The organism is Rhodococcus sp. FW305-130 (assembly GCF_058788335.1).
Window position 1 is genome coordinate 497346 of the sequence record NZ_JBYTAP010000004.1, and the last position, 16302, is coordinate 513647.

General features: G+C 61.1%; 17 protein-coding genes, 1 tRNA gene and 1 other RNA gene. 9 read left to right on the top strand and 10 right to left on the bottom strand.

Features of this window, described 5'->3' with window-relative positions; all coding sequences use genetic code 11:
- From AC3WQS_RS15425 to AC3WQS_RS15435, 3 genes are read right to left on the bottom strand one after another with little or no spacing between them, the layout of a single operon-like run.
- Window positions 1–609: a TetR/AcrR family transcriptional regulator gene (locus AC3WQS_RS15425; RefSeq protein WP_019746515.1), complete on the bottom strand. Its 609-nt coding sequence runs from the start codon at window positions 607–609 to the stop codon at window positions 1–3.
- A gap of 51 nt (window positions 610–660) precedes the next feature.
- Window positions 661–1221 (bottom strand): TIGR03086 family metal-binding protein, encoded by a 561-nt coding sequence (locus AC3WQS_RS15430; protein WP_151531251.1) that lies wholly within the window; start codon window positions 1219–1221, stop codon window positions 661–663.
- A 51-nt stretch (window positions 1222–1272) separates the two neighbouring features.
- Window positions 1273–2340 (bottom strand): Lrp/AsnC family transcriptional regulator, encoded by a 1068-nt coding sequence (locus AC3WQS_RS15435; RefSeq protein ID WP_225989443.1) that lies wholly within the window; start codon window positions 2338–2340, stop codon window positions 1273–1275.
- A gap of 111 nt (window positions 2341–2451) precedes the next feature.
- On the opposite strand from AC3WQS_RS15435, the gene argE reads away from it, so the two are divergent.
- Window positions 2452–3639 (top strand): acetylornithine deacetylase, encoded by a 1188-nt coding sequence (argE, locus tag AC3WQS_RS15440; RefSeq protein WP_492713084.1) that lies wholly within the window; start codon window positions 2452–2454, stop codon window positions 3637–3639.
- A 27-nt stretch (window positions 3640–3666) separates the two neighbouring features.
- Window positions 3667–4956 (top strand): MFS transporter, encoded by a 1290-nt coding sequence (locus AC3WQS_RS15445; protein ID WP_336504168.1) that lies wholly within the window; start codon window positions 3667–3669, stop codon window positions 4954–4956.
- 22 nt (window positions 4957–4978) lie between these two features.
- Here the strand turns inward: AC3WQS_RS15445 and AC3WQS_RS15450 are convergent, their stop codons facing one another.
- Both AC3WQS_RS15450 and AC3WQS_RS15455 read right to left on the bottom strand, forming a co-directional pair.
- A complete protein-coding gene (locus AC3WQS_RS15450) occupies window positions 4979–5758 on the bottom strand; it encodes a helix-turn-helix domain-containing protein (protein ID WP_492713083.1) in 780 nt (259 codons plus the stop codon).
- Between the two features lie 39 nt (window positions 5759–5797).
- Window positions 5798–6469 (bottom strand): response regulator transcription factor, encoded by a 672-nt coding sequence (locus AC3WQS_RS15455; protein WP_492713082.1) that lies wholly within the window; start codon window positions 6467–6469, stop codon window positions 5798–5800.
- A 133-nt stretch (window positions 6470–6602) separates the two neighbouring features.
- Here AC3WQS_RS15455 and AC3WQS_RS15460 point away from each other — a divergent pair, with 133 nt between their 5' ends.
- On the top strand, window positions 6603–6911 hold the full coding sequence (locus AC3WQS_RS15460) for a DUF6191 domain-containing protein (protein ID WP_007731580.1): 309 nt from the start codon (window positions 6603–6605) through the stop codon (window positions 6909–6911).
- Window positions 6912–6962: 51 nt separating this feature from the next.
- Here the strand turns inward: AC3WQS_RS15460 and AC3WQS_RS15465 are convergent, their stop codons facing one another.
- The 3 genes from AC3WQS_RS15465 to AC3WQS_RS15475 form a co-directional block, all read right to left on the bottom strand.
- Window positions 6963–7781 (bottom strand): pentapeptide repeat-containing protein, encoded by an 819-nt coding sequence (locus AC3WQS_RS15465; protein WP_492713081.1) that lies wholly within the window; start codon window positions 7779–7781, stop codon window positions 6963–6965.
- Window positions 7782–7837: 56 nt separating this feature from the next.
- Complete coding sequence (locus tag AC3WQS_RS15470; RefSeq protein ID WP_492713080.1) at window positions 7838–8056, bottom strand: hypothetical protein; 219 nt, start codon at window positions 8054–8056, stop codon at window positions 7838–7840.
- Window positions 8057–8354: 298 nt separating this feature from the next.
- Window positions 8355–8442: transfer RNA gene (locus AC3WQS_RS15475), tRNA-Ser, on the bottom strand.
- A gap of 136 nt (window positions 8443–8578) precedes the next feature.
- Between AC3WQS_RS15475 and ffs the strand changes: the two genes are divergently transcribed.
- The 4 genes from ffs to AC3WQS_RS15495 all read left to right on the top strand — a co-directional run bounded on the left by ffs (window position 8579) and on the right by AC3WQS_RS15495 (window position 12066).
- An RNA gene (ffs, locus tag AC3WQS_RS15480) (signal recognition particle sRNA small type) lies at window positions 8579–8678 on the top strand.
- A gap of 41 nt (window positions 8679–8719) precedes the next feature.
- Complete coding sequence (locus AC3WQS_RS15485; protein ID WP_133728622.1) at window positions 8720–10012, top strand: aspartate aminotransferase type Ic; 1293 nt, start codon at window positions 8720–8722, stop codon at window positions 10010–10012.
- 98 nt (window positions 10013–10110) lie between these two features.
- Window positions 10111–11466 carry a glycosyltransferase 87 family protein gene (locus AC3WQS_RS15490; RefSeq protein WP_020968199.1) on the top strand — a complete coding sequence of 452 codons (1356 nt, stop codon included), beginning with the start codon at window positions 10111–10113 and terminating at the stop codon, window positions 11464–11466.
- A gap of 18 nt (window positions 11467–11484) precedes the next feature.
- Entirely contained in the window at window positions 11485–12066 is a 582-nt protein-coding gene (locus AC3WQS_RS15495) for an HhH-GPD-type base excision DNA repair protein (protein ID WP_019746526.1), read from the top strand.
- Window positions 12067–12073: 7 nt separating this feature from the next.
- Here AC3WQS_RS15495 and AC3WQS_RS15500 read toward each other — a convergent pair whose 3' ends face one another.
- A complete protein-coding gene (locus AC3WQS_RS15500; protein ID WP_134998553.1) occupies window positions 12074–12982 on the bottom strand; it encodes a LysR family transcriptional regulator in 909 nt (302 codons plus the stop codon).
- Between the two features lie 101 nt (window positions 12983–13083).
- Between AC3WQS_RS15500 and AC3WQS_RS15505 the strand changes: the two genes are divergently transcribed.
- Window positions 13084–14130: a YeiH family protein gene (locus tag AC3WQS_RS15505; protein ID WP_020905890.1), complete on the top strand. Its 1047-nt coding sequence runs from the start codon at window positions 13084–13086 to the stop codon at window positions 14128–14130.
- Here AC3WQS_RS15505 and AC3WQS_RS15510 read toward each other — a convergent pair.
- Window positions 14123–15127 carry an AraC family transcriptional regulator gene (locus AC3WQS_RS15510; RefSeq protein ID WP_021342611.1) on the bottom strand — a complete coding sequence of 335 codons (1005 nt, stop codon included), beginning with the start codon at window positions 15125–15127 and terminating at the stop codon, window positions 14123–14125. The two genes, AC3WQS_RS15505 and AC3WQS_RS15510, sit on opposite strands and share 8 nt — an antisense overlap.
- A 200-nt stretch (window positions 15128–15327) precedes the next feature.
- On the opposite strand from AC3WQS_RS15510, the gene AC3WQS_RS15515 reads away from it, so the two are divergent.
- Window positions 15328–16302, top strand: a complete 975-nt coding sequence (locus AC3WQS_RS15515; protein WP_003943928.1) for a quinone oxidoreductase family protein — start codon at window positions 15328–15330, stop codon at window positions 16300–16302.

The window sequence follows — 16302 nt, forward strand, 5'->3', positions numbered from 1 at the left end:
TCAGCTGGCGAGCCCGACGGAGGCGAGCGGGTTCTCGGCGTCGTGCAGGGTGAGGCGGATCTGGGTTTCCAAAGCGTGATCGAGGTACTGCGGCGGATACATGGCGGGGCTTCCGAGTGCGTCGAGGGCCAATCCATTGACGGTTGAAAGTAGAAGTGCCGCTCTGGTTTCCGCTTCCGGAGTTCCGATCCCGATCAGAACTGTCGAGATGCCGGTGCGGATTGTGAACAGGGTTGTCCGGCGGATTTCGGAGAGTGACTCACTGGTTGCGGCGCGCACGGCAAACGCGGCGAGCACATGCGCCTCACGCGTGCGTTGCTCGTCGAGGGGCAGGAGTTGCGAGAGCGCCTGGAACAGGGCGGTATGCGGGTCCGCGTCGGCGGACGATTCGGCCAGTCTGGTCAACAATCGATCGACGAGTGTTCGCAGTGCGAATGCGAACATCTCGTCCTTGGTCGAGAAATGATGTTGCACTGCGCCGATCGAGACACCCGCCCGTTTTGCGACCTCGCGAACGCTGGCATTTTCCAGTCCGGATTCCGCGGCGACATCGAACAATGCCGCCGCAAGCAGGTCTGGACTCGTGGAGGATTTTCGGCGTTCCGGCATACCGCGACATTACATGTGTATGGAAGTAATGCCCACGTCAGGGGTGCTTTTTCACGCCTTCCGGCCGAGGAAGGCAAGGAGTTTCGTCGCTTTGTCAGCGTTGTCCGGAACCTGTATTTCCGGGCCGCACACACCGCTCATACGGATCGACTCGCCGAGGCCCGCGGCGATCTCCGACACCCACTCCACGTCCGTGTCACGCATCGTCGTATCGGTGCCGGTCGCGGCTGCGAGATCCCAACCGTGGATGACCAGATCGAAACACAAGAACCCCTCGACCGTGGCCCCGAGGTTGGTCCGGCCGAAGTGCCCGTCGTATTCGAGGGTGGACTTTGCCGGATCGTCCAGAATGGCCTGCATCGAATCTCGGACGGCCGCCCAGGCTGCCGACGGGTCGTCGTCGACCGACGGACCGGGTGCCAATTCCAGGCCGACTACCTTGACCATGTCTCGTTCGCTGTCGAGCACGTGTCTCACCACGTCGCGGGCGGTCCAGCCCTCGCAGGGGGAAGCGTTGTCCCAGTGGTCGGCGGGTACGGCGTCGATCCGCGCCGTGAATCCGGCGGCCAGATCCCGGTAACGCTGGGCGGGGGAGATCTCTGTTGAAGTCATGACAGCAATCCTTCTCCACCGCGGCGCGTCATGATTGATTATTTCGGACATTCACTCGATCTCCGGGGCTTCCGCCCAGATGTCCATCGGTACGACCCCGGCGCTCTTGCCTTCGTCATCGAGAAGTCGGCCCACCCTCTTCATCGATCGCAGCACCACTGACCTGTTCAGCACCACCAGGCCCGGTGCCTCTTGTGCGAGTTGTACTTCGGTAATGGGAGTTTCGCGAAGGGAGTGTGCGGCGATCGCGAGCAGTGTGTTGGCGCGTCCACCGGATATCCGCATGCACACTCGTGTTCCAGGCACTCGCTCCACCAGAGCACGAATCGTCGACCGGTCCGTGGGATCGACATATCCCCACACCCAGGTCACGAGGGGCCAGCCGGACAGCGGTAGAGACACGTCGCAGCGGAACACGATTTGGTTGCGCGACGTCAGTTCGGCAAGTCGCCGCCTGACCGTACTTTCGCTGAGGCCGGTACCGACCGTGAGCTCGGCAATCGAGGATCGACCGTCCTCGCCCAGCTTCAATATCAATTGGCGGTCGACCGCGTCGAAAGTCTTCCCGTGATGGCGCTGATCCGTCGGAGCATATTTGTAGCGCACAGGCCGGTCTGTCATCACCGCCCGCTGCGTGGCATCGAGTACCTGCAATTTCCAGTCGTCTCCGATCGCGAAGACCTCGGTGACGAGGTGTGCACGCGAACTGACGATCCCGGGCACCGACGCGAGTGAGCGAAGCAGGAAACGCGACAGGAAAGCCATGTCTCTGACCTCGACGAGAAGAGTCAAGTCGCCTGGGCCGCTTGTGTGTTCGACGCTCAGAACCTGCGGCCAGCGGGCAAGACGTTCCGCAATCGCCAAGGCGTTCGAAGTCGTACAGTCGACTTCCACGAAAGCCAGACACGATTCCGGACGGCCGTGGCCGGTTGCCCTCGCGGAGACCCAGGCGGTGCCGGAGTCCTGTAGCCGTTGCCAGCGGCGCGCGACGGTAACCGGATCAACTTTGAGGGCGTCACCAACCGTGCGCCACGACGCTCGCGGGTCGAGTTGCAGGCAATTGATCAGGGCGAGGTCGACGTCGTCGAGCACGGCGGAATCCTGCGTTTCTTCGATCATCTTGCAAGTATCGTGCATCTTCATTGTGTCTGGGATCACTTCATTCATGCTCGAAGGGCAGAACGCGGTGGCAAGTGCCCACCGCGTTCGTGCTGTGAAAGGAGAACCCAGATGTCGTCCACCACGTTGTCCGCTGTTCCAACCGAGAGAAGTCTCGACTGGGTGCAGCGCCTCATCGGAATCGATACGACGAGTGCCGTGAGCAATCGACCGTTGATCGATCTTATCGCCGCGGAACTACGTCGCCACGGGGTCGAGCCGATACTCGTTTCCGACGACGAGGGTTCCAAGCTGAACCTGTTGGCAACATTCACGCCTCCTGACGGAAGCACTGCCGGTGGAGTGATGTTTTCCGGCCATACAGATGTAGTGCCGGTCGACGATCAAGACTGGAGCAGCCACCCTTTCACTCCCGAAATTCGCGACGGAAGTCTGTACGGACGTGGCACGTGCGACATGAAGTCGTTCATCGGGATCGTTGTCGCGGCGATCCCCGACATCGTTGCTCGGCCGCTGGCGAAGCCGATTCACTTTGCATTCTCCTACGACGAGGAAGTCGGCTGCATCGGTGCGGCCGGGTTGGTCGAGGAGGTTGTTTCCCGGAACCTGCGCCCTGATGTGTGCGTCGTCGGAGAGCCGTCGGAGATGCGGGTCATTCGCGCACACAAGTCGATGAACGTCATACGTGTTGATCTGCATGGTGTTTCGGCGCACTCGTCGCTTACTCCGCAAGGAGTCAACGCGATCGAATACGGCGCCGAGTTGATTCGATTCGTCAGAAGCGCGGCCGACGAGCTCCGTGCGTCCGGCCCGTACGACGACGCATTCGACGTGGCCTGGACGACGTGTTCGGTCAATCTCGTATCCGGCGGGATCGCAGTGAACACTGTCCCCGAGGATTGCTCCATCACTTTCGAATTCAGGAGCATCAGCTCAGCTGGCGCCGCAGATTTGCTCGAACGCTTTGCCGCCGAGGCGAATCGGATCGAAAACCTGATGCAGGAAGAAAACCCGTCAGCCTCCGTGACGATGCACGTGTCGGCCTCGGTTCCTCCCCTGGAGACGGACGCGAATGCTTCGGCGGCCGCACTGGTCGAACAATGGGGTGGTCGGGCCTCGGACGAAAAGGTCGCGTACGCCACCGAGGCCGGGATGTTCGCGAGTATCGGTGTCCCCACTGTTGTGTGTGGGCCGGGAAGCATCACTCAGGCGCATGCACCTGACGAGTACGTGACACTTGACCAATTGGCACAGTGCGAGCAGTTCGTTCGGAACGTCATCGCTCACGCCCGCGCCTGACCCACCCTCACCCCCCTAAGGAAAACCATGTCCACGGCAACTACGCCAACCTCCGGAGCAGTCACCCCGGAACGCCTGGCCGCTGCTCGCAAGGCGGTGATCAGCAGTTCGCTCGGCGCTGCGCTCGAATGGTTCGACGTCATCGTCTACGCATCATTTGCAGTGGTCATCGCCCATAACTTCTTTCCCGGCGGCGACAACACTCTCGGCTTGATACTGACGTTCGCGACGTTCGCGATCTCATACGTCATCCGGCCGCTTGGCGGGATGGTTCTCGGAAGCTATGCCGACCGTCGCGGGCGCAAGAACGCCTTGACGTTGACGATGATGCTGATGATGATCGGCACGCTCATCATGGCGGTGGCGCCGACGACCTCGATGATCGGGCCGTGGGCCGGCGTCGTCATCCTGGTTTCGCGACTCATTCAAGGATTCTCCGCTGGCGGTGAATTCGGTACTGCTACAACCTTCCTCGTGGAAACTGCACCGCACAAGAAGGCGTTCTACTCTTCCTGGCAGGTTGCCAGCCAGGGTGCTTCGGTTTTCCTGGCATCGTTGTTCGGATACGTGCTCAATACCCATCTCTCGCATGAAGCGCTTTACTCGTGGGGCTGGCGCGTTCCGTTCTTCTTCGGCATCATCGTCGGGCCGGTCGGTCTCTACATCCGCGCCAAGCTCGATGAAACGGACGATTTCAAGACGAGCGTCCCGGAAAAGGCCCCGCTGAAGACGACGCTGACCAGGCATCTCGGCCGGGTGCTGACCGGCGCCGCAGTAGTCGGCGTCGCGACGATCTCGATCTACCTCATCTTGTACATGCCGACGTTTGCCGTGAAGAACCTCGGAGTATCCGCCTCTGCCGGCTACCTCGGCGGAATCGTCGCCGGGCTGGTCACCTTGATCACCGTGCCGTTGATCGGTCATCTTGCAGACCGGGTCGGACCTGCGAGAGTTATGACCTGGGCCGCCGTTGCGGCAATCGTCCTGGCCTGGCCGCTCTTCAAACTGATGGTCGATCACCCCTCGACTCTGACGCTCGTCCTGGTTGTTTCGGTCCTGGGCGTCATCATGGCGTTTGCCTTCGGCCCGTTGCCTGCCTTGATGAGTTCGCTGTTCCCGGCGGAGATCCGGGCTACCGGGATGTCGTTGTCGTACAACCTCGGCGTGACCTTGCTCGGCGGAATCGCGCCGTTGGTCTTGACCTGGTTGATCAGCACAACAGGCTCGCTCGACGCTCCGAGCTACTACTACATGACGGTCGCAGTGCTCTCCCTCGGCGGGCTGTGGTCTGCCAGGACGCTTTTCAGTCAGAAGTGACGGCGGGGGAGCGCGGTAGCGATCATGCGACCGCGTCTCCCTCTGCCAGCGCGACAACGGTTTCCGACCCGTGCCAGTCGGGGGCTTGGGTTCGCAGTAGAGCTGCCGGGGTCAGCGAAGAGATTCGGCGGCATTCACGCGTCAAGTGGGCCTGATCGCTGAATCCGCAGTGGGCTGCGGATTCAGCGAGGCCCAGTGCGGGTCTACTGCGGGCGAGCGCCATGAAACGCTGGAGGCGCAGGATCGAGCGCAGCGTTGCAGGGCCGTATCCGAAGGCGTCGTTGCATCGACGCTGGAGTTGGCGCGAAGTCAGTGCCGCAGCGTCGGCGAGAGTGCTGACATTCCACGAATGTTCGGACAGTGCGGTGCGGACGTGGTTGATCACCGGATCGTGACGGAAACTCGAACTTGCCCAACTCCGGACAGCGCTTTCGAGGATCGAGACTTGTTCGTGGTCTTCGGAATTTTCCAAGCGGTTCAACAGTATTCGTTCCGTGCGTGCGTCGGTTACAGCGCTGAGGTCAGCGCGAGAATCTCGAAGCTCGGACGCCGAGGTTCGCAACATCGGCGATGCCGATCCAGGGCGGAATCGAACACCCACGGAGCGTGTTCCGGGCGGAAGAGTGAATGACCATGCAGCGGTTTCGGGGCCACAGACGCGTATGCCGACGCCACGTATCCACAGCACGTCCATGCAAGCATCGGGCACGAGCAGGTGTTCACCTTCTGCGCACGCCGTCCAGCCACACACCAGGATGTCGGAGAGATCCGGGGCGACCGATTGTGTTGTGTACCAACCCATGACAAGAGTCTATCGAGCGCCACCGACACGAAGGCGAGTTCATTCGACCGGGCCGAAGCGATATCCGAACCCCCGGATGGTTTTGATGTACTTCGGTTTCGCGGGATTGGATTCGAGTTTGGACCGCAAGCTGAGAATGGTCGCGTCGACCACACGTGTCTTTTCGTGGTCGGAACCCCAGACGTTTCGGATCAGATGATCACGCGAGTACACGCGCCCAGGCTCGGTCGACAGTTCCAGGAGTACCCGCCATTCGGTCCGGCTGAGGACGAGCAGCTTTCCGCCCATCGTCGCCGTCATCGCACGTCGATCGAGGAGCAGGTCACCGTGACGTTGGTGTTTTCCGGCGGCGGGACGCGCGGTTTCACGAAGGATCGCGGTGACCCGAAGATCGAGCGCGTGAGAATCGATCGGGTTCAGTACGAAGTCCGAGACAGCGCCATGTGGTGCTTCGTCGATGTCCTCGTGGGTATCCACCAACATCATGATCGGCATCGAACTGCGCAAGCGGATCTGTCGTGCAATCTCGTAGCCGTCGATGTCCGGCAACAAGAGATCGATCACGGCGATATCGAAACTGTCGGTGTCCAGGTCGTCGAGTAGGCGGCGCCCGGTGCGGACGAGCTGTGTTTGATGACCAAAATGTACTAATTCGGCCCCGAGTGTCTGGGCAAGCTCCGAACGGTCGGTAGCTGCAAGTATCAAGCTCACGTGAAATCCTCCCCCCGAAGGTGTTACTAGTCGTAACAGCTTGCATTCTGGCAGATCATCCACCGCATGGCCACAACAAGGTGGCTGATCAAAAGTTGAGGGAACCTGGGGCGTTCGTCGCTAGACTTCTTTCATGGGCACTCTGTTCGCGTTGACGCTGCCAGGCTTGCTCGTGCTGCTGGTCCTGTTCGCGTTCGCCGAGACTCTCTGGAACCGGCTCACCGGTGGCCGGGCCCTGCCGTGGACCAGGGGGCGCACGACTCGTCCGGTCTCGGCTGCGGGCTTCGAAGAGGTTGCTGCCCTGTTTCAGGGGTCCAAGCATCATGAATTCGAACAGCGGCAGAGTGCGTTGATGCATCGTGAGGACGGAACCGACGGTGACCCGCCGTGGGTGTCCGTCGATCCGGAAGCTAACAAGGTCGTTCTCCGTCGACGGAGTTGACAGTCGCCGACAGTCGACGGAGTTGACAGTCGACGGAGTTGACAGTCGGGCTCAGGCCCAGTGGCTGGGGCGGGTCAGTGAATCGGGGAGTGTGGTAGCCGAATCGCCAACCGCCGCGTTGATCTGGAACTGAGTGAGAAAGATACTGCCGCGGAGTTTTGCGCCGCGAATGTCGGTGCCGCGCAAGTCTGCACCGATCAGATCAGCTCGATCGAGTTCGCAGTCGCGGAGGTCTGCACCGATCAGGTAACTCCCGCGAAAGTTGGCTCCACGTAGATCGGAACCACGAAATTTGGCGCCGATGAGGTCTGCGCCGCGGTGGTCGAGTTTGCGACCCTTCTTGCCTGAGATCGGCGAGCGCACAAGGTTACTCGTCTGCAAGAGCAGTGTGTTGACTGTCGCTCGGTGTGCTGAGACGTCGACGGCTTGAATCTGCGAAGGCGTGCCGTTGGTCAGGCTTTCCGTCTCTGCGAGTGCAGCGTCGAGTTCCTTTCGTATCGAGTGGGTTTGCTTCAGCGAGCGGGCTTCGGCGAGATACCAGAGCAGTTCGTGCAACTGGCGTACGACAGGGAACGTTTCGAACATGTCTGACGCGGTCTCCGGGGCATCATGCCAGCTGATGCCGTCGTAGGTCTGCTGTGAAACCTTCTGTCCCGCACCGAAACAGTCGTACACGGTGCAACCGGTGAAGCCCTTCTTTCGCAATCCGGTGTGAATGCCGCAGCGGAAATCCTGCTGCAGGTTCTTGCAGGGGTCGCCAGCATTCTTGTTGGTCGCGAAGTCGGAGGACTTGGAAAAGGGGAGTGCGACGCAGCACAGGCCGAAGCAACTGCTGCAATCCGCGAGCAGATTGGTCTGGCCGGCAATCACGCGTACTCCCGATTGTTGGGTTGGACGGAAAGTCTGGCTTCGAGTTCGTGAGTCTGTCAAACGAAATTGCGTGGTTCGGCAGCAAGAAGTCCAGCGACTCCGAGGTCGTATCCCGCGCAAATTGCGGGGTACCAATCCGGCAGACGTGATTCCGGACCACGCTCGTGAAGTAGGTCGAAAATCGGGTGGACGGCCCAGCTCGCTGCAACCAGTCGCCGTGCGGTACTCGGCTGCAGAACCAGTGCGCCGACGAAGACCACAAATGTTGCGGACACTGCACTCCATTCGCGAACGGGAATGGAGACGTCGACCAGGCGTCCCTGCCGAGCTTGTCCTGCCGAGCCACGGGATAAACGGCCGCGGCGACCACGAGGCCGGCGGCGTAGGCAGGTGTTCGGCGGTGAGACATCCACTTTTTCACGGGGGCGTCGACAAGTGCACTCAGTATCAGGCCGGTACCTGCTGCGATGACCCGGCCAGTTGTCGAGGGACGCATTCGTCGACAGTATCGCTGCTCGGCGATGCTTCGTGGCAAAGAAAAAGTCCCCGACCAAGACTGGTCGGGGACTTCCCTGGCGGAGGATAGGGGATTTGAACCCCTGAGGGCGTTAACCCAACCCGCGTTCCAGGCGAGCGCCATAGGCCACTAGGCGAATCCTCCGTGGAGCAGCATACCCAATTGCAGGCGTGAAGCGTTAAACGGGTACCTGACCTGCGAAGAACCGGTGGATCTCAGGGTTTGCATCTCCACCCCGGTAGGTGGTGTGCAGCGGCCGACGAAAGCCGTCTACACTGTTCATTGGATCCCGCGCGGCGCGCATCCTGTGAACTCCCCCAGGGCCGGAAGGCAGCAAGGGTCAACGGGCTCTGCCGGGTGCGCGGGGTCCTCTATTTTTTCACATACCCGACCCCGCCTCGTCGGTGAAAGGCCGCTCCGGATGCCTATCCAAACCCAGATCGGGTTGATGAGCCATGAAGAACTCACCTCCGAGCATGAGAGCCAGAGCGCGAAGTACACGCAACTCCAGGCGCAGAAGCTCGCACTCGATCTGACCCGCGGTAAGCCTTCCCCGGAACAACTCGACCTTTCCTCAGCACTGCTGACGCTGCCCGGCGACGGTGACTTCCGTGACGGAAGCGGCACCGACTGCCGCAACTACGGTGGACTCACCGGTCTGCCGGAACTGCGCGCCATCTTCGGTGAGCTGCTGGGTATCCCCGTTGCGAACCTTCTCGCCGGCAACAACGCGAGCCTCGAGATCATGCACGACAACGTCGTGTTCTCACTGCTGCACGGCACTCCGGATTCGGCCCGGCCGTGGGCACAGGAAGAGAAGATCAAGTTTCTCTGCCCCGCACCTGGCTACGACCGTCACTTCGCGATCACCGAGTCCCTCGGCATCGAGATGATTGCGGTGCCGATGAACCACGACGGCCCGGATGTCGTCAAGATCGCCGAACTTGTTGCGTCAGATCCGCAGATCAAGGGCATGTGGGCGGTTCCGGTCTACGCGAACCCCACCGGTGCCGTGTACTCCGAAGAAATTGTCCGGACGCTCGCGTCGATGCCGACGGCCGCGCCGGACTTCCGCCTGTACTGGGACAACGCGTATGCCGTGCATCCACTTGTCGGCGAGACCGCACCTTCCTACGACATTCTCTCGATGGCAGCGGAGGCCGGACACCCCAACCGTCCGCTCGTGTTCGCGTCGACGTCCAAGATCACTTTCGCCGGCGCTGGTGTGAGCTTCTTCGGTAGCTCGGCGGAAAACCTTGCCTGGTACCAGAAGTTCCTGGGTAAGAAGAGCATCGGACCTGACAAGGTCAATCAGCTTCGCCACCTGCGTTTCTTCGGCAATGCCGACGGCGTTCGTGCGCACATGGAGAAGCATCGCGCGTTCCTCGCACCCAAGTTCGAGCTCGTACTGCGGATCCTCGAGGATCGTCTCGGTGCTTCGAAGGTCGCGTCCTGGACCGAGCCGAAGGGCGGATACTTCATCAGCCTCGACGTGGTCGACGGCACGGCCAAGCGGGTCATCGAACTGGCGAAGAACGCGGGTATCGCGCTCACCGCTGCCGGATCGGCTTTCCCGTACAGCACGGATCCGGACGACCGGAACATCCGGTTGGCCCCGAGCTTCCCGTCCACGGCTGAACTCGAAGTTGCCATGGACGGCGTGGCGACGTGTGTCCTGCTCGCAGCGACCGAATCGCGTCTCTCCGAGATCTGAGTTCTCGAAGCGGCGTGCCCGGTCGGTACTTTTCGGTCTCGTCTTGTACCGTTCGGAGCATCAATTCCCGACATAGGGTGTAAATCCCGGAGGTTGTAGTGACGGGCGCGATCAACGCTTCGGATGGGCCTTCTTTCGAGGCGCACACCGCGAAATCAGAGTCGGTCATCGAAGCTGACATACCGCGACGCAGTCTCCGTGTCGGTGTTCTCGGATTCTCTGTACTCGGTGTTCTGGCAGTCGCGTCCGTGCTGATGGTTCTTTTCGCCGTGCCGATGAATACGCGGTACTGGGGGATCTTCGAAAATTTCCTCGATCTCGACGTCTACCGCCACGGCGGCAGCGTTGTGGTTCAGGGCCTTCCGTTGTACGACGGGCCAGTCCTGGAAGGGATGATGTTCACGTACACCCCGTTTGCGGCTTTGCTGTTCACGGTGTGGGCGGTGCTCTCGTTCAAACAGGCGATTGTCGTGTGGACGGGTTTGAACATCGCTGCGTTGTTCGCAGTGATCGTGTTGTGCTGGAAGTACCTCGGTTATCGGCTCGACGTGAAGGCGTACGCCGTCAGTGCGTTGGCCACCACGATCTTTCTGTTCATGGAACCGATACGTACGACGCTCTGGCTCGGGCAGATCAACATCTTCCTGCTGCTCTTGATCGTGTGGGACCTCGGTCGGGACGAGAAGAGTCGGCTCCGAGGAATCGGGGCAGGCATCGCCGCCGGCGTGAAGCTCACCCCGGCCTTCTTCTGGGCGTACCTCTTCATCACTCGTCAATGGCGTGCGTTGGTGACGGCCGTCGTGACGTTCGCGGCGACCGTCGCGATTGGTTTCGTCGTGATCTACAACGATGCGTACAAGTACTGGACCGGCACTCTTGTCGACAGCGAACGCGTCGGACCGACGGATGCTCCGAGCAACCAGTCCGTGTCCGGTCTGATCGCTCAGCTCACTCACACTCCGACGCCGTCGCGGGTCCTGGTCCTCGTCTTCAGTGCGCTGGCGGTATGCCTCGGACTCGGTGCCGCGTGGATTGCTCACCGGCACGGCCAGAAATTGCTCGGCCTCACCATGACGGGGTTGACTGCGACCACTGTCTCGCCGTTCTCGTGGGGTCATCACTGGGTGTGGTTCGTCCCGCTGGTCGTCCTCGCCGCGCACTACGCGATGGTGTCGAAGAAGCGCTGGGCGTGGGTGGCGCCGTTCGTTTTCCTGCTCCCAGTCTTGAACTGGTCTCACACTTGGTGGGACCCGTCGGTCATTCCGGGTACGGATCGCTTTGTCGGAATGGGCCTGTTCATGTTCGTGCCGCCCGAGTATCTGCGGATTCCGACCGTCGGCGTCTACCTCTGGGTCTTCACGCTTGCCGCGGTCTCGACGTTGGTTCTGTTCGGCTGGAAGAAGTGGAAGATTCCGGCTCCGGATGCGTCGGCGCCGGTCACAACTGCCGCCTGACGTGGCAGTATCGGACTCATGGCACTTCAACTGAACCTTGTCGGTGACCCCGAAGCGGATGCCCTCCTGGCCGAGGACCCGTTGGCGCTGTTGATCGGAATGCTTCTCGATCAACAGGTTCCGATGGAAACGGCCTTCCTCGGTCCGAAGAAGCTGGCGGATCGGCTCAGCGGTATCGACGTCAGGCGTATCGCCGACATGGACACCGACGAGTTCATCGCCATCTGTGCCGAGCCTCCGGCTGTGCACCGATTCCCCAAGTCGATGGGCGAGCGTATCCAGCTCATGTGCCAGTTCATCGTCGAGAACTACGACGGCGACACCGCGGCGATCTGGACTTCGGGAAATCCCGACGGCAAGGAAGTGCTGAAGCGGCTCAAAGCCCTACCCGGTTACGGGGATCAGAAAGCCCGGATCTTCCTGGCGTTGCTCGGAAAACAGATCGGCGTCGAGCCGAAAGGTTGGCGCCAAGCGGCCGGCGACTACGGGCTCGAGGGCTCGAGGCGCTCGATTGCAGACGTGGTCGACGAACAGTCTTTGCTCGAGGTCCGCGAGTTCAAGAAGGCCGCAAAGGCCGCAGCGAAGGCCGACAAGAAGTAAGCCGCTTTCAGGATTTCCGGGACCCGCTGGCACGCACTACTTTCATCAGGTCGCCTGCGGGGCCCTCGAGCTGACGCGGCGGGCGCCACACTGCACGCAGGGATCGGTCGAGTTCCAAGCCTTCGACGGCTACGACCCGAAGTTCTCCCTGCTTCACCTGGTCGTCGACGGCCAGCGTGCTCAGTACCGCCGGGCCGACGCCACCGAGCACGCTGGTTCGAATCGCGGCCGAACTACCCAGTTCCAACAACGGTGCACCGCGCTCGTATTCGTGTAACGCCAGGTCGAGAGTCGTTCTGGTTCCCGATCCGGGCTCACGCACCAGCAGCGGTGTCGCTGCCAGTTCGGCGACGGTCAGCGGCTTTCGTCGACGCGCCCATGGATGATCCGGGTGAACGACCACGACCAGCGAGTCACGAGCGACGGTGACGCTGGGCAGGCTCTTCGGAACGGTCGGTGACTCGACGAATCCGAGGTCACACATTCCTACTTCGACGGCTTCGAGTACGCGTGTCGAGTTGTAGACCTGAAGGTGGACGGTGACACCAGGATGCAGTGATCGAAAGACGCCGAGCCAGGCCGGGATCAGATGTTCGGCGACGGTCATGCTGGCACACACGGTCAATTCCGCGGATCGTTCGGTCCGCATCCCTTCGGCGACGTCGAGAAGCTGCCTCGAGTTGGCGAGGACGCGGCGCGCCCAGTGGACGATGACGGTCCCCTGCGGAGTCAAAGTCGCACCCGTCGACCTTCGGTGTATGAGTGGCATCCCGAGCTGCCGCTCGAGGGCTTTGACGGCGCGGCTGGCATTCGGTTGTGCGATGTGAGCCAGACGGCTTGCAGCACTGAGGCTTCCGTGATCATCGATGCCGACGAGTAGCTCGAGTGTGGTGAGGTCGGGCCACCTTCTGGTCATGCAGACAGGCTATACCCAGCATCTATTCCATATCGATCTGATATGTCGTGATGGTAGAAATCGCCCTACCGGAGCGATGGTGGCTCAAGGACGCTGGATGAGTGAACCGTGATGTGAAGTCCGTGGCCGAGAAACCCGCAGTCGCCCCTTCGTCAGAAGTACGACGGTGGTCGAGTGTGGCTGCATTGGTGCCCGGAGTTGCGTTGTGCGCCTTGGGTGCCACGGTCGCGCTGATAGCAGGTCAGTTCACCTCCGCCGTGAGTCCGTTGCTGATTGCGATCGTGGCGGGTGCGGTGTTGGCGAATACCGTCTCTTTGCCGGCGAAATTCCAACCTGGCCTGGCATTCTCGGCGAAACGGCTACTTCGGGTGGGTATCGCTCTGCTCGGGCTGCAATTGATGTTCTCCGACATCGTCGGTTTGGGTTGGGGAGTGATCGCCGTTGTGGTGGCGATAGTGTTCCTCGGTATCGCCGGGACCATGTATGCCGGAAAGCTTCTGGGATTGAGTTGGTCGCAGAGGATTCTGATTGCCTGCGGCTTCTCGATCTGTGGCGCTGCCGCTGTGGCTGCTGCGGACGGTGTGGTGAATGCGCGAGAGGAAGAGTTGCTGACCGCTGTAGCGCTGGTGGTGATCTTCGGAACTCTGATGATTCCGACGATCCCCTTGCTGGCCGATGCTTTCGGTATGAACGAGATCGAGGCGGGCATGTGGGCCGGTGGGTCGATCCACGAAGTGGCACAAGTAGTGGCTGCCGGCAGCGCTCTCGGCGCCACCGCGTTGGGTGTCGCGACCGTGGTGAAACTTGCGCGCGTATTGATGTTGGCGCCGGTCATGGCGTTTCTGAGCATTCGGCAACGCACGATGGTCGACAACACCGCCACCAAGCGGCCCCCGCTGATTCCGTTGTTCGTCGTGGCATTCATCGGCTGCATGGGTTTGCGCTCCACCGGAATGTTGCCAAATGAGCTTCTCGGATTGGCGAAGACCGTGCAGACGGCGCTGTTGGCTGCTGCGATGTTCGCTCTCGGGCTGGGGGTGCGGCTGAGCGTCATTCGTGGAGTGGGCGCACGACCATTCGTTCTGGCCGCGATTTCCACCGTATGGGTGGCGACGATCGCCTACGTCGGAGTCGTGCTGGTCAGCTGATCGAGCGTTGAGTCCGCCATGCGCTCGGGCTCGTCGAGAACTGAGTGCGAAACCAGCGCGAGAAACTACCCTGCGTCGAAAACCCCAGGTGCACCGCCACTTCGGTCAATGAATAGCGAGGGTTGGCGACAAATCGTTCCGCGAGGGTGCTTCGGACCGAATTGAGAACGGCCGTGAACGTATCTCCGGATTCGGCGAGATGACGGTGCAGTGTCCGCCGGTCGAACCCGAGGCTTCGTGCCACCTGCTCGACAGAGCAGCGGCCGGTCGGAAGCAGAACTTCGATCAATTCCTTGGTTCGGCTGAGGGTGTCGGAGGTTTCCGATGCGGGAAGTGAGTCGAGGAACTGGCGAGCGTACGGCCGGAGCAACTCGTCGGAGAGTTGGTTTGCCGCATCCAGGTCGGCGGCGAAGAAAACGATTCCGGTGAATTCGTGATCGAATTCCACGGTGTCGCCGAGGATTCGTCGATGCGTGCTCGTATCTTTCGGGGCATTGTGCGTGAATCCCACGCTGACCGGATGCCATCGAGAACCCAGGAAACTTCGCAGGATCTGCAGCGTCGCGCCGACTGCGAGTTCGACGCTCTGTCTGGTGTCGACCGGTTCGCCGACCTCGAGCGAGATTCGCAGGGTGGCGAGTCCGTTGACCTCGTTCAGTCGAATGCGTAATGACTCGTTGTACGTGTGCTCGTATCGCATCAATACGTCGAGTGCGCTCCTGACGTCTGGTTCTTCCCTGATGACCAAGCTGAGGGGACCGAGATTGGACAGTCGACGCAGGCCGGCGAGTAGAAGCCCGAAGTCTTCGTGTCCGGACTCCGCTGCCGATCGCTCCAGGAGCGATGCGATGGAGGCGGCCGGTACCCATTGGTCGGGGTTCGCCAGGCTTGCCGGGCTCAGGCCGACACTTCTCATGAGGGCCACAGCGTCCACGTCCACTGTTCGGCACAGGTCGACGTATCGGTTCAGTGACGCGTAGCGGGCGAGTGGCTTCATAGGGCCCCCTTTACTCGATGTCCCGAAATGTTGTGTTGTGTGTCTCGTCAAGTTAAGCATGTGAGCCGGATCTCACATAGTTTTGTTCACATCAGTTCGGCACGACCGCGAAGTCGAGCACCGACTTCTGGAAGTTGTTGCGTACGAATACAGCTCGACCGTAATCGAGTCGAGCCCGCCCACAGAATTGGAGAGCATTGATGGCAAACGCCATTCGGTTCCACGAGATCGGCACACCGTCCGTCATGCGTTGGGAAGAGATCGAGGTAGGACGACCGGGTGCCGGAGAGGTTCGGGTTCGTCATGAAGCGGTGGGGTTGAACTTCGCCGACACCTACTTTCGAAGTGGCCTCTATCCTGCGCAATTGCCTGCCGGGATGGGCGTTGAGGGCGCCGGTGTGGTCGAAGAGATCGGCGAGGGAGTAGTCGATTTTGCAGTGGGGGACCGTGTGACCTACACCGGCAGTCCGCTGGGTGCGTACGCCACCGAGCGGATCATGGCGTCGTCCGACCTGATCGCGCTACCCGACGGCATTGCCTTCGACACCGCGGCCGCCATGACCATGCGAGGACTGACCGCCGCCTACCTTCTGCGTCGTATCTACCCGTTGAAAGCGGGAGACACCGTGTTGCTGCATGCTGCGGCGGGCGGGGTTGGACTGATCTTCACCCAGTGGGCAAAACTGTTGGGAATCAAAGTGATCGGAACGGTGTCGAGCGACGAGAAGGCGAGCGTTGCCCGTGCTCACGGGTGCGATGAAGTCGTCATCTACACCCGCGAGGACGTCGTAGCGCGTGTCAAGGAGATCACCGGGGGCGTCGGCGTGCCGGTTGTCTACGACAGTATCGGGCAATCCACGTTCGACATCTCTCTCGATTGCCTTGCCAGGCGCGGGCTGCTGGTGTGCTTCGGAACGGCGTCCGGGCCGACTCCGCCGATTCAGGCAATGCAGTTGGCCGTCAAGGGATCTCTCTTCCTCACACGTCCGGCACTTGCCGATTACATCGCGGATCCCGAGGAACGTGCCGAATTGGCGGGCGAACTGTTCTCACACGTCGAATCCGGGCGAATCAAGATCGAGATCAACCAGCGATACCCCCTCGAAGATGCGGTGCGTGCGCACCACGACATGGAGTCCGGTCGCAGTATCGGTTCCTCCGTCTTCTCCGTCTGA

Bases quoted from the DNA above. Each gene is read 5' to 3' on its own strand.
- AC3WQS_RS15425 (WP_019746515.1), bottom strand. From the start codon at position 609: ATGCCGGAACGCCGAAAATCCTCCACGAGTCCAGACCTGCTTGCGGCG.
- AC3WQS_RS15430 (WP_151531251.1), bottom strand. From the start codon at position 1,221: ATGACTTCAACAGAGATCTCCCCCGCCCAGCGTTACCGGGATCTGGCC.
- AC3WQS_RS15435 (WP_225989443.1), bottom strand. From the start codon at position 2,340: ATGATCGAAGAAACGCAGGATTCCGCCGTGCTCGACGACGTCGACCTC.
- argE (WP_492713084.1), top strand. From the start codon at position 2,452: ATGTCGTCCACCACGTTGTCCGCTGTTCCAACCGAGAGAAGTCTCGAC.
- AC3WQS_RS15445 (WP_336504168.1), top strand. From the start codon at position 3,667: ATGTCCACGGCAACTACGCCAACCTCCGGAGCAGTCACCCCGGAACGC.
- AC3WQS_RS15450 (WP_492713083.1), bottom strand. From the start codon at position 5,758: ATGGGTTGGTACACAACACAATCGGTCGCCCCGGATCTCTCCGACATC.
- AC3WQS_RS15460 (WP_007731580.1), top strand. From the start codon at position 6,603: ATGGGCACTCTGTTCGCGTTGACGCTGCCAGGCTTGCTCGTGCTGCTG.
- AC3WQS_RS15485 (WP_133728622.1), top strand. From the start codon at position 8,720: ATGCCTATCCAAACCCAGATCGGGTTGATGAGCCATGAAGAACTCACC.
- AC3WQS_RS15495 (WP_019746526.1), top strand. From the start codon at position 11,485: ATGGCACTTCAACTGAACCTTGTCGGTGACCCCGAAGCGGATGCCCTC.
- AC3WQS_RS15500 (WP_134998553.1), bottom strand. From the start codon at position 12,982: ATGACCAGAAGGTGGCCCGACCTCACCACACTCGAGCTACTCGTCGGC.
- AC3WQS_RS15510 (WP_021342611.1), bottom strand. From the start codon at position 15,127: ATGAAGCCACTCGCCCGCTACGCGTCACTGAACCGATACGTCGACCTG.
- AC3WQS_RS15515 (WP_003943928.1), top strand. From the start codon at position 15,328: ATGGCAAACGCCATTCGGTTCCACGAGATCGGCACACCGTCCGTCATG.